Genomic DNA, 14,297 nt, shown 5'->3' with positions numbered 1-14,297 from the left:
TCTTTTTTATAATTTTCCCAAATTTATATTTTATATATTACTAATATTTATTAATTTAATTAAAATTGACTATAATTGTAAGTAAAAATTAACTAAATCAAATTCAAATAAGGTCTAGCATGGATTTTCTAAAAAAATCAGTAATTGCAAAAGTAATTTTTGTATCAATTATTTCTATTGTTGTTTCTATGGGGATTCTAACTTTTTTAGTATCAAATAATACTTTTGAAGTAATGAAAAAAAATACTGAAAATACAGTACATAAAGAGATATCTTTATTAGTTGAAAATATCAATACATTCAATAAAGTAGCAAAAACAGGTACAGATACAATAGGCAATATATTTTTAGATATGCTTGATGGAATAAAAATAGATAAATCTCAAAACATAAAAGTTGGAGATTTACAAACACCTGTTTTATCAATAAATGGCAAAGTTTTAAACCTTAATTTTGAACTTGTTGATAAATTCACACAAATGACAAAAGGTTCAGTTGCAACTATTTTTGTAAGAAAAGGTGATGATTTTATAAGAGTTTCAACTAGTTTAAAAAAAGAAGATGGAAATAGAGCTATTGGTACAAAACTAGATATTAATCATCCTGGATATAAAAAAGTATTACAAGGAGAGACGTATTTAGGTAAAGCTATTTTGTTTGGAAAAAATTATATGACAAAATACATTCCTATAAAACAAGATGGAGAAGTTATTGCAATAGCATTTATTGGTTCTGATATCAGTAAAGATTTAGCTAACTTAACAGAAACAATAAGTAGCAAAGTTATTGGAAAGACTGGTTATTACTACATTATAAATTCGAATGAAAATGATCCAAAATATGGTAATTTTATTGTTCATCCAAAACTAAAAGATACTTCAGGATTAGAAATATCGGACAAAAATGGTTTATTTATTATAAAAGAGATGTTAAAAAATAAAAATGGAGAATTGACTTATCTTTGGAATGAAGGTGAAAAATTTGTAGTTTTTGAAAACTTTGAAGAGTGGCATTGGCTTTTAGTTGGTGGAGTTAATTCAAGTGAAATATTTGAAGATGCAAATAAGATTATGCTATTAATAATAACTTTATCTATTATCACTGTATTCATAATCTCTTTATCGATTTTTATAACTATGAAAACTTCTCTAAAATCACTTAAAAAAATAAAAGATGGTTTATTATCTTTTTTCCAATACTTAAATAGAGAAATAACTCATGTTGAAAAAATCAATATTGATTCAGAAGACGAATTTGGAGTTATTGCTAAACAGATAAATGAAAATATAGAAAAAATAGAAAAATCTATTGATGAAGATCGAAAACTTATAAATGAAACAATTGCTGTATTAGGAGAGTTTGAGCAAGGTGATTTATGCCAGAGATTAAATATTGAAGTTTCAAACCCAGCTTTAATGCAACTAAAAAATGTTTTAAATAATATGGCAAATACTCTTGAATCAAATATTGATAATGTTTTACATATATTAGAAGAGTACGCTCACTACAATTACTTAAATAAAATTTCAACAAAAGACTTAAAAGAACATTTATTAAAACTAGCAACAGGAGTAAATACTTTAGGAGATTCAATAACTGAAATGCTAATTGAAAATAAATCTATAGGTTTACAACTTGATAAAAGTTCAAATGTTTTATTATCAAATGTTGATAAATTAAATATAAGTTCAAATGAAGCAGCAGCTTCTTTAGAGCAAACAGCAGCTTCTTTAGAACAAATTACTTCTAATATTAGAAATAATACACAAAATGTTTCAAAAATGACACAATACTCAAAAGAGTTGACAAATTCTGCAGTAGAAGGTGAAAAATTAGCAAATCAAACTACAAATGCAATGGAAGATATAAATACTCAAGTAACAGCGATAAATGAGGCTATCTCTGTTATTGATAATATTGCATTTCAAACAAATATTCTTTCACTTAATGCTGCTGTTGAAGCAGCAACTGCAGGAGAAGCAGGAAAAGGATTTGCAGTAGTTGCGGGAGAAGTAAGAAATCTAGCAAGTAGAAGTGCAGAAGCTGCAAGAGAGATAAAAACAATAGTAGAAAATGCCACTTTAAAAACAAATTTAGGTAAAGATATTGCAAATAATATGATAACTGGTTATAAAAAGTTAAATGAAAATATTTCTAATTCTACTAAATTAATTTCTGATATTGAGAATTCTTCAAGAGAACAACTTTTAGGAATAGAACAAATAAATAATGCTATAAATCAATTAGATGGTCAAACTCAACAAAATGCATCTATTGCTTCACAAACTCATGAAATAGCCACTTCAACAGATAATATAGCTAAACTAATTGTAAGCAAAACAAACGAAAAAAAATTTGCTGAAAAAAGCTAAATAACTACTAAATTTGAATGGATTTTAAAATCCATTCAAATCTTTTTAAATCATATTAGATAATATCTCTTTTAATTCTTCTTTTGTAAACTCTTGTTGATTTGATAAGTTTTCTATAATTTCAGAAATGTTCTCTTTTGACAAATTAAATTGATTTAATCTTGTTGGTGTTCCTATTTTATTAAACCAATTTTCTAAAGCTTCTATTCCTTCTAATGCACTATTTTTACCAAAAACTTCTTTTGCAAATCTTATAAATTGAGCTTCATTTTGTTTATAATACCATTTCATCCAAGCTGGCATTACAACAGAAAGCCCTGCTCCATGAGGAACATTATAAAGTGCTGATAAAGAGTGTTCTATTAAATGATTTGGAAAAGAAAAATCTTTTGTTCCAACTGTTGTTGTACCATTTAAAGCATTTGTAGCTGCCCAAGCAAACTCTCCTCTTGCACTATAATCATCTTTATTTTCTATTAAAATTTCTGTTGTTTCAATAACTGTTTTTATGATAGATTCAACAACTCTGCTCATATAAGTGGGTTGAACTTTTGCAGTAAAATATCCTTCAATACTATGGGCGATAATATCAGAAGCAGAATAAACTAAATACTCTTTTGAAACACTTTTTTGAAGTTCTGGATTGATAATTGACACTTTTGGATAAATACATGAAGACCAAATAGATAACTTTTGTTTTGTTTTTTCATTTGTAACAACTGCATATCCATTCATTTCACTTCCAGTTGCGGCTAAAGTTATAATATCAAAAATAGGTAAAGCATTTTCTATTGCATTTTTACCACAAAAGAAATCCCAAACATCGCCATCATATAAAGTTCCAACTGCTATTGTTTTTGAACTATCAAGTACAGAACCTCCTCCAACACTTAAAACAGCTTCAATATTTTCTTTTTTTGCAATTTTTATAGCATCTTGGATTGTTCCTAAAATTGGATTACTAATAACCCCACCAAACTCTATAAACTCAATACTATTTTCTTTTAAACTATTTGTCACACTATCAAAAAGCCCATCTTTTTTCACTCTTTGACTTCCATAAACTAATAAAACTTTTTTTATATTATATGCACTAAGATATTTTCCAATGTTTTTTTCTTTATCTTTTCCAAACTCAATTTTTGTTGGATTATAAAAACTAAAATTTTCCATAATTTATTCCTTTATTATAATTTTATCTATATTTTCTAAAATGTTAAAGCATCAATAACATATCTATATCTAGCTTTTTTATCTAAAACTTTTTGCCAAGCTTCATTTATTTGTTCTGCTTTTATTATCTCAATTTTTGGTAAAATTTTGTTTGTTGCACAATAATTTACTACATCTTGTGTATCTTTCATTCCACCAATAAGTGAAGCTCTATAATTTACTCTATTTGATGCAAAAGAAAGATTATTTAAAGTTAATTCAAATCCTTTTGGCATTCCAACTTGCACGAATGTTCCATAAGGTTTGATTGTAGAACTATATGCTCCTACATCAAATTGTGCAGGAATAGTTGAAATCATATAGTCAAGTTTTTGATAATAATCATCTAATTTGTCTAAAGTATCTACAACTATAACCTCTTTTGTACCAAAACTTTTAATATCTTCTATTTTATCTTCTGAAGTTGTAAAAGCATAAACTTCAGCACCTTTTGAAACTGCTAATTTTACAGCCATATGTCCAAGCCCACCAATTCCAGCAACTCCAACTTTCATTCCACTTTTAATATTATCTTGTACTAATGGTGAGTAGGTTGTAACTCCTGCACATAAAAGTGGAGCAGCATTTTCAAAACTAATGTTATTAGGAATATGAACTGCAAAATGACTATTTACAACAATATTATTTGAATATCCACCTTGTGTAATTCCTGTTGGCTCTTTGATAGATGAAAAACCATAAGTAAAAAGTGTATCTTCACAATATTGTTCTTCATTATTCCTACAACTACCATCAACCATGCAACCAACACCTACTCTATCTCCAAGTTTAAAATTTTTTACATCTTTACCAATAGCACTCACAATTCCAACTATTTCATGTCCAGGAACTTGAGGATATTGTTGTTTCCCCCAATCACCTTTAATTTGATGAATATCAGAGTGGCAAATGCTTGCATATTTTATATCTATTAAAATATCATTATCACCAACTGCTCTTCTTTGAAAAGTCCAAGGTTTTAATATACCAGTCTCATCAAATGCTGCATAACCACGAGATTTTATATTACTATTTTTTTGAAAAGAGAAAGAATTTGTAGGATTTACTGCAAAAAATAAAGCTGTACTAACTAAAGCTGATTTTTTTAAAAATTCTCTTCTTGATTTATTATTTTCTTCCATTTTAGTTCTCCATTCTTTATAAAAGCACAGAGATTATTATAAAGAATTTTTCAAATTTATAATAGAAAAATTCTCTAAAAAAAGTGCTAAATTCTACAAATTTTAACTTTTTAGAAAAATTGAGTGTTTTTTTGGAGTCATTCCATACATTTTAGAATAATCTTTGCTAAATTGACTAGCACTTTCATATCCTACTAAAATAGCAACTTCTAAGACATCAATATTTTGTAAAGAAAATAGTCTTTTTGATTCTTGAAGTCTAAGATTTTTTTGAAACTGAATTGGTGTAATTTGTGTAATACTTTTAAAATTTTGATACAAAGACGATTCACTAATATCAAATATAGAAGCTAATTCTTTTATATTTAGTTTTTTTGCATAGTTTTCTTTTATATATTCTATAACCTTTACTATTTTATTTGAAATAGAATTTTCCATAGCAAATTTACTCAAAAAATATCCAGCTTTATCATTCATGAGAATATACAAAATCTCTTTTATAATAAGTGATGAAGGATAGTTTATATCTTCTTTTGGTTTATCTAAAAGTTTTAGAAGCCTATAAATAGCATCATATAATCTTTCATTTTGCTCACCAAAAAAAAGCCCTTTTTCTGATTTATTTTTAAAATTTAGATTATTTATATTTTTTAAAACTTCAAAAATATCCTCTAATGTAAATTTAATTTTAAATGAAATATGTGGTTCATCTTTTGAAGCTTCTAAAATTTTAACAGTTGCAGGAAGATGAGTTGAAGCAATAAGATATTTATTTTTATCATAAATATATAACTCATTTCCAAAACCAACTGCTTTTTTTCCTTGTAAAATAACACAAATTGATGGTTCATACATAATATGCGATTGAGAAATATGTTTAGATTTTGATATATAAAAATCTAAATTAGATATTTCAGATGTTATATCTCCATAAAAATTATATTTTGATTTTATAAATTCAATTAATTCAAATCTTTGTTTCTCAAAACTCATGAATATCTTCCAGTATATACTCTTTTTGGTGTTCAATACAAAAATCTATAAATAGCTGAAAATAAATATCTACTTGAACTTCATCATATCCAGCAAGTGAAATAACAACTTTTCTTTCATTTCCAATAAACTTTGGTAATGATGAGAAATCAAGTTCTTTTGGTATTTTTTTCATAGTATCTATTAAATCATTTTCAGTTGAGTTTATAGTCATAACTTTTCTATATTTATTTTGTGATTTAGGATATAGTTTATTCAAAGCTTCAATAACCATAGCTTGACTCATAGATGGAAAACCTGGTGTGAAAAAAAATCTATCTTCTAAATAAAATCCAGCTACATTATTTACTACATTTTTAAGAAGTTTTGCATTTATTGGTAAATATGCCATATTTACTCGATGAGGATAAGCATCATCTTTAAATTGATTTATTATATTTGTTTTTGCTTCTTCGTGAAATTCCATTTTCCCACTTGTAAAAGCTTGTGATGCAATTTGTCTTGTATAATCATCAGGTGTCGCACCAATTCCTCCAAAACAAAACATCACAGAATTTGGATCTGATTTTATAAGATTAAAAATATTTAACATAAGTTCAGGGTCATCTTCAATCACAAAAGAAGCTTTGTGTTCCCAAGCACGTTCTAAAAGTTGTGCATTTAAAAAAGGAAAATGAGCATCTTTTCGACGCCCATTTAAAAGTTCAGTTCCAATGATTACAGAATAAAAATTGATTTTTTTATTTATCATTAGATTCTCGATTGTATAAATGTATCCATTTCATCAACAATCTCTTTTATAGTACCTTCACCATTTATTATTTTTAATAAACCTCTTTTTGAATAAAACTCTTTTATCTGCTCTAAAGGCTCTTTATAAACTTTCATTCTATTATTAAATACTTCAATATTATCATCAGCACCTCTTGAACGACCAAGAACCCTATCTCTTGCTACTTCTTCAGATACTTCAACTTCTATACAATTTAGTAATTTTACTGCATCTTCTTTTTCTAAATATTTATCTAATTCCAACATTTGTTCAATACTTCTTGGGTATCCATCAATAACAATAATATCTGTTGGTGCATTTTTAATAGCCATTAGAATAGTTTCAATTGCAATATCAATTGGTACTATATTTCCAGCTTTTATATAAGTATCAATTATTTGACCTCTTTGGCTTCCGCTAGCTACTTCAGCTCTAAACATATCTCCAGTTGAATAGTGAGTTACATTAGTATATTTTGAAGCAATTAATTCTGCATCGGTAGTTTTACCAGAACCAGGAGCTCCAATAATTAAAAACAATTTTTTCATATATTCCCTTTGAATTTTCGAGGTACAATTGTATCAAAAATCATTTAAATTCTTGGTGTAGTATGAAAACCTTATCTGTTATTAAAAGCTTTTTCTATACAATACACGAAAAAGTAAGGAAAGTAAACTATGAATTTAATGCTATTTGGAGCACCAGGAGCTGGTAAAGGAACTCAAGCAAAGTTCTTAATCGAAAAATATAATATTCCTCAAATCTCAACAGGTGATATTTTAAGAGCTGCTATTGCAGATAAAACAGATATGGGAATGGAAGCAAAAAAATTTATGGATGCTGGACAGTTAGTTCCAGATTCGACAATTATTGGAATTATTAAAGATAGACTTGCAGAATCTGACTGTAAAAATGGTTTTATTCTTGATGGATTTCCAAGAACTTTAGCACAGGCAGTTGCTTTAAGCGAATTAATGTCATCTATGAAAATTTCTCTTGATAAAGTAATCTCTTTAAATGTTCCTGATGAATTAATCGTTGGAAGAATTACAGGAAGAAGAGTATGTTCTAAATGTGGAGCATCTTTCCATGTAGAATTTAATCCATCAAAAGAAGAAAATGTATGTGATTATTGTGGTGGGGAATTAATCATCAGAAAAGATGATAATGCGCAAACTGTTATTAGCAGACTTGATGCATATCATACACAAACTGCACCACTTATTGATTTTTATAAAAAAATGGGTGTATTTATGGAACTTGATGGAACAAAAGATGTTTCAGAAGTTACAGCTGATATGTTTAACGCATTAGCGTAAACTATTTCTTTATTAAAAAGGGAGTTTATCCCTTTTTATCCTTGCATTCCAGAGCTAAAACTTTTTTTATTATTCCCCGCAAATTGTTTTTTTGCAATTACAATCTCTTTTTGTCTCTCTTTTCTTCTTGGGTCTTTTTCTACAAATATTTTTTTCTTTGTAAATGGATCAAGTTCTGTGTAATACATAACAGCAGAGTAAGTTCCAGGAGTTGGTGTAAAGATTTGTGCTTGTTCTGGATTCATTTTAAGTTCATGAGTCGTAAACTGTTTTAACTCGTGCATATGTTTCTCTTCACAGCCTGGATGTGCTGCAATTAAATAATAAGTTAAATACTGTTTTTTACCACTCTCTTTATTTAAATCATCATACATTTTTTTAAAATCAATCAGTGTTTGTTTTCCTGGTTTTCCCATATGATGTAAAACCTCATCATTTGTGTGTTCTGGTGCTACTTTCATCTGCCCTGAGATATGATGATCTATCATCTCTTTTAAATACTCTTTTCCATGGTTTTTATCAGCAGTTATCAAATCATATCTAACACCTGAAGCTACAAAGGCCTTTTTAATTCCTGGAACTTTTCTAATATCTTTTAAAAGTTGTATATTTCTACTATGGTCAACTTTCATAGTTCGGCAAAGTCTATGCGCATCAACACATCTTTTATTATCAATACAAGTTCCAAGATTTATTTTTTTCTTACACTCATATCCGTACATATTAGCTGTTGGTCCACCAACATCTGAAATAATTCCTTTGAAATCTTTCATGCTGACAAAATGTTTTGCTTCTGCTAAAATATTTTGTTCACTTCGTGTTCGTATAGTTCTTCCTTGATGAGCTGCAATTGCACAAAAGTTACACTCTCCCCAACATCCATGATGAGTCATAATTGAAAATTTAATAGTTTCTAAGCATTTAACTTTTCCATCTTTTGCATGATAAGGATGAGCATCTCTTTGATATGGAAAAGATGCTATTTTATCCATTTCCTCTTCTTCCATATGGCGGCTTGGTGGATTTTGGATTAAATATCTTCCATCAACTTCTTGGCAAAGTCCTTTTGAATATATTGGGTCATTATTATCATAAAAAGTTCTAAAAAGGTCTATATATTTTTCTTTATTTGTTAAACACTCTTTATGAGAAGGAATTTGAATATAATCATCTTTAGGCTCTTTTGAGATATAACAAAGCCCTGCTATTGTTCGTACATCTTTTCCTTCTTTTAAATATGTTCCTAAATCAATAATAGCTTGTTCTGCCATACCATAAACCATATAATCAGCTTTTGAATCAAATAAAATTGGTTTTCTAAGACTATTTGACCAATAATCATAGTGAGTAAGTCTTCTCAAGGAAGCTTCAATTCCACCTAAAACTATTGGAACTGTATTTTTAAAATATCTTCTTATAAGATTTGTATAAACTAAAGTTGCACGATCAGGTCTTTTATTGTTTTTTCCACCAGGAGTATAATCATCATCATTTCTAAATTTTTTACTTGCAGTATAGTTTGAAACCATAGAATCTATACTTCCACCACTTACTCCCCAAAAAAGTTTAGGTTCACCAAGTCGTTTTACATCTACATCACTATTAACATCTGGTTGCCCAATAATACCTACACGAAGTCCAATATCTTCTAAAATTCTTCCAACAACAGCAATTCCCATAAAAGGTGAATCTATATAAGCATCACCTGTTATTAAAACAACATCAAGTTCATCCCAACCTCGTTGTTTCATCTCTTCTTTTGTTGTAGGTAAAAATTTATTTAATTTACTCATCTATCTTCTTTTTAAATATATATTACTAATATAATACCCAAATAGATTTTATGATATGATTTAAACCCTTTTTGTAAAGTTATCATCTAACTTTTTAATATTTAAAAGCATTGCGATTTTCGACTCTTCGCTATCTTTTATTTCAACAAGACTTTCAACCAAAGTTCCACTTCCTAAAAAGTGACTTTGAATATGTTGGATTGATTTTTCTTCAACTGTACAAATAGTTTCAAGCGTTGATACCAAAAGTCCTACACAATGTTCAACATTATCTCTATCATATTCTACTAATATTATATTTTTAAGAGTTTCATCTTCTATCTCTTCATTTACAAAATCTCTTATATCTAAAACAGAAATTAGTTTATTTTTATGTAAAACCATTCCTTTGAAATGATTTTTTTTATCTATTTCTATTGATTCTTGAAGTTCTTCTATTCCAATAGATTCTATTACATTTTTTGAATTTACTGCAAGCAATCTTTTACCTAAATAAAAAGTTGCTAATTCAATAGTTTCTCCTGTAAATTCTCTTTTTTGAGAAGTTAAAAATTTTGTTTTTGAGTGAGATAAAATAACATTTGAATTTGCTTTTCCAATAAGTATAAATACAAAAGATAAAACATCATTTTTATAATCATCAACTGCACTTTTATACTCTCTGTAACCATTTGAACATTTTACTCCAACAGCATAATAATTTCCACGAAACTCTATAATACGACTTAAATTTTGACCATTTCTTAAATTAAAAAATGAGTCATCAATATCCAAATATGAATTTACTTCAAAGTTTGTACTTGTTGTAGCAATGATTTGTTTATTTTTATCAGTGAAAAAAGCATAAACTCCTTTTTGTTTATTTCCATAAATATCTTTTGGTAAAATCTCATCAAGCATCGTATAAAACTGTACTGAAGAATCAAAAATAATAGCAATTCCTCCTACAACACCATTATCATTTTTAAAAGAACGTATCGCACTACAATAGATATAAGTTGATTCATTTTCATAAAGATTTGTTTTTTCAAATTTCGAAACACAATATTTTGAAGTATCTTTTAAAGTTAAAGTTTTTTCTACCCAATCTTGAGTTAAAATCTTTCCAATAAGATACTGCTCTTTTTCATTTGAAACAGCAATAATTTTTCCACTTTTATCAAAAATTATTAGATTTGAATATACAGTATATAAATCATTTATGTACTTCAAAGTAGAACTTAGATTTTGTTTTTTTTCACTTATTGTTGAATAATCATCTAAAACTTCTTTAAAATAAGAGTTTAAAGCCCACCATCTACAATCATTTGCTCTTTCATAAAGATTTCTATCCATAATATCAATAGCAAGTGAAGATAAAAATTCACAATCTTTTAGTATAGATGAGATAATAGTTTGATTTAAATTGTCCAAAGAAGAATTTGCTTTATTTCCTGTAATACCTATTTCATTTAATAAAGCTCTTGAAAACTCTCTATTTGTTGAGTTTAATTTACTTTGAACAATATTACCATTCCAAATAACTCTTATTAAGTTATCTTGAATTGTTTTACTATTATAAAAAACTTCTTTTAACTCTTTTGAAAAATGTTGTTCATTCTCCATCATAGAATTTATAATATTTTCATCAACAACTAAACTATTAAGTTCATCACTTAAAAAAGCATATTCAAGAGGTATCATAATATGTCCATACCATTTAAGCCCATAAAACCCTTGATAACCATTTGTTTCACAAGTTTTAGCAATATAGTCTCGTCCTGCATAAGATACTATTTTATAGTTTTCATTTAAAACTATAGGAAGTTTTACTCCTAAATTTATATGTTCTTTGTCGCTACTTGCTATTACATAACCATCTTCATCTAGTATTGTTAAACACTCTTTATTTTTAACATCTACTAAATTTCCAAAAATTGCATTCATTTCATCTGTAAATCTAAAGCAAAGAGCCAAAACTCCCAAATTCTTACTATCTAAATCATTTGATTTTGTTACTTTATATGAATAAACTAATGATTTTTTATATTGAGGTATAAAATCATGATATTTATAACTTTCTATATAATCATCACTTGTATTTAAAACTTTTTGTATAAATGATGTATCTACTTTTTCAATATCCACATCTTCATTTAATCTTACAACTATTTTTCCATGAACATCAAATAAGACAATATCATAATATATAGAGTATTTTGAAACATATTCTTTGAATTTTTTTTGAATTTCTTGTTTTATAACTAAACTATTTTCATCATATTTTGAGACAAAATTTTCTAAAAATGTTCTAATATCATCATCAGTTGCTAAAAATCCTATATCAGCTGTTCTTTCAAATAAATTTCTTATTAATACATCAATAGCAACTTGTGATTTAAATCTCATCTCTTGAGTTACTTTTTTTATTTGCTGAAAACTTAAATGATTTAATAAAGTTGAAGTAAGATTTAAAAAATTTTCTTTTGTTTTTCCAATATCTATATTTATATCTCCAAGTTGTCCTAAAAGTGCTAACATATCCCAAGAAGAACTTAAAGTTCCTAATTCATCTTTGTATTTATCTACATCTTCAATATATTTTATGATTGGATATAACTCTCTTTTTATAGTTATTCCTTTATAACTTATGGTTTCGCTTAACATGTAATTTCCTAATACTTATTAAATATAGAAAATTATATAACTTTGGTTAATTTTTTTATTTATACAAGTGTATATAAAATATACTTTTGGAGAATTCTTGAGATTTTAGGAGTTTAAAAAAGGTTTAGTAGTAGCTAAAATTAGCTATCTACTACTGTTTTTCTTATTCTTATACTTAACTCTTTTAATTGTTCTTCATCAACAGCTGAAGGAGCTTGAGTTAGTAAACATTGAGCTTTTTGAGTTTTAGGGAATGCAATTACATCTCTGATTGAATCAGTTCCAGCTAAAAGCATAATCATTCTATCTAATCCTAATGCAAAACCACCATGACTTGGAGCACCATAAGAAAGTGCATCAAGTAAGAATCCAAATTTCTCTTTTGCTTCTTCTTGGCTAATTCCCATTAATTTAAATACTTTAGATTGAATCTCTTCTTTGTGAATTCTGATACTTCCACCACCAAGCTCTGTTCCATTTAAAACAATATCATAAGCGATTGATTCAATCTCTTCTAAATCTTCAATATTATCTAAATCATATTTTTCAACATTTGGCATTGTAAATGGATGGTGAAGTGCTTTTGTTCTTCCATCTTCAACTTCAAACATTGGGAAATCAACAACCCATAAGAATTCATAAGCATCTTTTGGAACAATATTCATTTCATTTGCTAGGAATAATCTAAATCTTCCCATATAATCCCAAACTACTTTTTTTGCACCTGCCCCAAAGAATACAACATCACCAACTTCAAGTTCTGTAACTTTGATAATCTCTTCTAAATCAGCTTCACTAAAGAATTTAGTTAATGGACCTTTTAATCCATCTTCTTTCATTTGGAAATAACCTAAACCTTTAGCTCCAAATTTTCTTACATAATCTTCAAAGCTTTTCATTTGTCTTTTTGAGAAGATGTTATCTCCATTTTTACATTTTAAAGCTTTTATTCTATTATTCTTTTTATCTTTTGCAATTTCAGCAAAAATTTCATTTGTTGAGTTTGCAAAAATATCAATAACATCAACAAGTGGCATATCAAATCTTAAATCTGGTTTATCGCTCCCATATTTTTCCATAGCTTCACTATATTTCATTCTTCTAAATGTTGAAGGAATATTTTTCCCACATTTTGTAAAAATATCATAGATTAATTTTTCAGCAACTTTTATAACATCTTCTTGATTACAAAATGACATTTCAACATCTATTTGTGTAAACTCAGGTTGTCTATCTGCTCTTAAATCTTCATCTCTAAAACATTTTGCTATTTGGAAGTATTTATCAAATCCTGCAACCATTAAAAGTTGTTTAAATAATTGTGGTGATTGAGGAAGTGCATAAAATTCACCAGCATGAACTCTTGAAGGAACTAAATAATCTCTTGCACCTTCTGGAGTAGATTTTGTTAAAATTGGAGTTTCAACATCTAAAAAACCTAATTCATCAAGTGTGTTTCTTGCTTGAATAGTTGCTTTACTTCTTAATTGGAAAATATCAAATGATTTTTTACTTCTTAGTTCTAAAAATCTATTTCTTAATTTTATTTCATCATTTACTTTTTCATCATTTATATCAAAAGGCATTGGTTTTGATCTATTTTCAATTACAAGATTTTCTAAAATTATTTCAATTTTCCCTGTAATTAAATTTGGATTTTCTAATCCTTCTCCTCTTGCTCTCACTTTTCCTGTTGCTATTAAAACAAACTCATCTCTAACAGTTTCTGCAATAGCTAAAGCATCTTTACAATCTTGTGGATCGGCAACTAATTGAACTAATCCACTTTTATCTCTTAAATCTATAAATATAATTCCACCATGATCACGTCTACTATTTACCCAACCAGCAACAGTAACAGTTTGACCAATAAGTTTTTCAGTAACATCTGTACAATAATGTGTTCTCAATTTCAACTTCCTTTTCTAAATAATTCGCGATTTTACCTAATTTCTACTTAAATTAATAAGATTTGTTTTTTGTATAAAAAATAATAAATTAGTGCTAAAATCCATTTTCTATAAAATACGAATATTTTTTATATGTAA

Annotated in this window: 10 protein-coding genes; 2 read left to right on the top strand and 8 right to left on the bottom strand. The window is 27.2% G+C overall.

The features are described 5' to 3' along the window. The first annotated feature begins 119 nt into the window (after positions 1-119). A complete protein-coding gene (locus B0175_RS05280) occupies positions 120-2,372 on the top strand; it encodes a methyl-accepting chemotaxis protein (protein WP_108527612.1) in 2,253 nt (750 codons plus the stop codon). 45 nt (positions 2,373-2,417) lie between these two features. Here the strand turns inward: B0175_RS05280 and B0175_RS05275 are convergent, their stop codons facing one another. From B0175_RS05275 to B0175_RS05255, 5 genes are all read right to left on the bottom strand, one after another. After that, complete coding sequence (locus B0175_RS05275; RefSeq protein WP_108527611.1) at positions 2,418-3,545, bottom strand: iron-containing alcohol dehydrogenase; 1,128 nt, start codon at positions 3,543-3,545, stop codon at positions 2,418-2,420. Positions 3,546-3,580: 35 nt separating this feature from the next. Then, a complete protein-coding gene (locus tag B0175_RS05270) occupies positions 3,581-4,726 on the bottom strand; it encodes an NAD(P)-dependent alcohol dehydrogenase (protein WP_108527610.1) in 1,146 nt (381 codons plus the stop codon). A gap of 102 nt (positions 4,727-4,828) precedes the next feature. Next, positions 4,829-5,719 carry an AraC family transcriptional regulator gene (locus B0175_RS05265; protein ID WP_108527609.1) on the bottom strand — a complete coding sequence of 297 codons (891 nt, stop codon included), beginning with the start codon at positions 5,717-5,719 and terminating at the stop codon, positions 4,829-4,831. Then, entirely contained in the window at positions 5,709-6,470 is a 762-nt protein-coding gene (locus B0175_RS05260; RefSeq protein WP_108527608.1) for a competence/damage-inducible protein A, read from the bottom strand. The genes B0175_RS05265 and B0175_RS05260 overlap by 11 nt, the downstream gene beginning before the upstream one ends. Further along, positions 6,470-7,039, bottom strand: coding sequence for an adenylate kinase (locus B0175_RS05255; protein ID WP_012012522.1), 570 nt, complete (start codon positions 7,037-7,039; stop codon positions 6,470-6,472). Before B0175_RS05255 ends, B0175_RS05260 begins: the two co-directional genes overlap by 1 nt. A 129-nt stretch (positions 7,040-7,168) precedes the next feature. Between B0175_RS05255 and B0175_RS05250 the strand changes: the two genes are divergently transcribed. Continuing rightward, entirely contained in the window at positions 7,169-7,810 is a 642-nt protein-coding gene (locus B0175_RS05250) for an adenylate kinase (RefSeq protein ID WP_108527607.1), read from the top strand. Between the two features lie 35 nt (positions 7,811-7,845). Here the strand turns inward: B0175_RS05250 and B0175_RS05245 are convergent, their stop codons facing one another. The 3 genes from B0175_RS05245 to aspS all read right to left on the bottom strand — a co-directional run bounded on the left by B0175_RS05245 (position 7,846) and on the right by aspS (position 14,159). Further along, the gene (locus B0175_RS05245; protein ID WP_108527606.1) at positions 7,846-9,603 is read right to left on the bottom strand and encodes a YgiQ family radical SAM protein; all 1,758 of its coding nucleotides are present in this window, start codon (positions 9,601-9,603) and stop codon (positions 7,846-7,848) included. Positions 9,604-9,663: 60 nt separating this feature from the next. Next, the gene (locus B0175_RS05240; RefSeq protein WP_108527605.1) at positions 9,664-12,249 is read right to left on the bottom strand and encodes a chemotaxis protein CheW; all 2,586 of its coding nucleotides are present in this window, start codon (positions 12,247-12,249) and stop codon (positions 9,664-9,666) included. Between the two features lie 140 nt (positions 12,250-12,389). Next, a complete protein-coding gene (aspS, locus tag B0175_RS05235; protein WP_108527604.1) occupies positions 12,390-14,159 on the bottom strand; it encodes an aspartate--tRNA ligase in 1,770 nt (589 codons plus the stop codon). Between the last annotated feature and the right edge of the window lie 138 nt (positions 14,160-14,297).

The sequence above is a fragment of the Arcobacter lacus genome (assembly GCF_003063295.1).
GTDB lineage: Bacteria > Campylobacterota > Campylobacteria > Campylobacterales > Arcobacteraceae > Aliarcobacter > Aliarcobacter lacus.
This window is presented reverse-complemented; position numbering and strand designations above follow the sequence as displayed.

Excerpts from the sequence above, each read along its gene's own strand:
- B0175_RS05265 (WP_108527609.1), bottom strand. The coding sequence starts at position 5,719 with ATGAGTTTTGAGAAACAAAGATTTGAATTAATTGAATTTATAAAATCA.
- B0175_RS05270 (WP_108527610.1), bottom strand. The coding sequence starts at position 4,726 with ATGGAAGAAAATAATAAATCAAGAAGAGAATTTTTAAAAAAATCAGCT.
- B0175_RS05240 (WP_108527605.1), bottom strand. The coding sequence starts at position 12,249 with ATGTTAAGCGAAACCATAAGTTATAAAGGAATAACTATAAAAAGAGAG.
- B0175_RS05280 (WP_108527612.1), top strand. The coding sequence starts at position 120 with ATGGATTTTCTAAAAAAATCAGTAATTGCAAAAGTAATTTTTGTATCA.
- B0175_RS05275 (WP_108527611.1), bottom strand. The coding sequence starts at position 3,545 with ATGGAAAATTTTAGTTTTTATAATCCAACAAAAATTGAGTTTGGAAAA.
- B0175_RS05255 (WP_012012522.1), bottom strand. The coding sequence starts at position 7,039 with ATGAAAAAATTGTTTTTAATTATTGGAGCTCCTGGTTCTGGTAAAACT.
- B0175_RS05245 (WP_108527606.1), bottom strand. The coding sequence starts at position 9,603 with ATGAGTAAATTAAATAAATTTTTACCTACAACAAAAGAAGAGATGAAA.
- B0175_RS05250 (WP_108527607.1), top strand. The coding sequence starts at position 7,169 with ATGAATTTAATGCTATTTGGAGCACCAGGAGCTGGTAAAGGAACTCAA.
- B0175_RS05260 (WP_108527608.1), bottom strand. The coding sequence starts at position 6,470 with ATGATAAATAAAAAAATCAATTTTTATTCTGTAATCATTGGAACTGAA.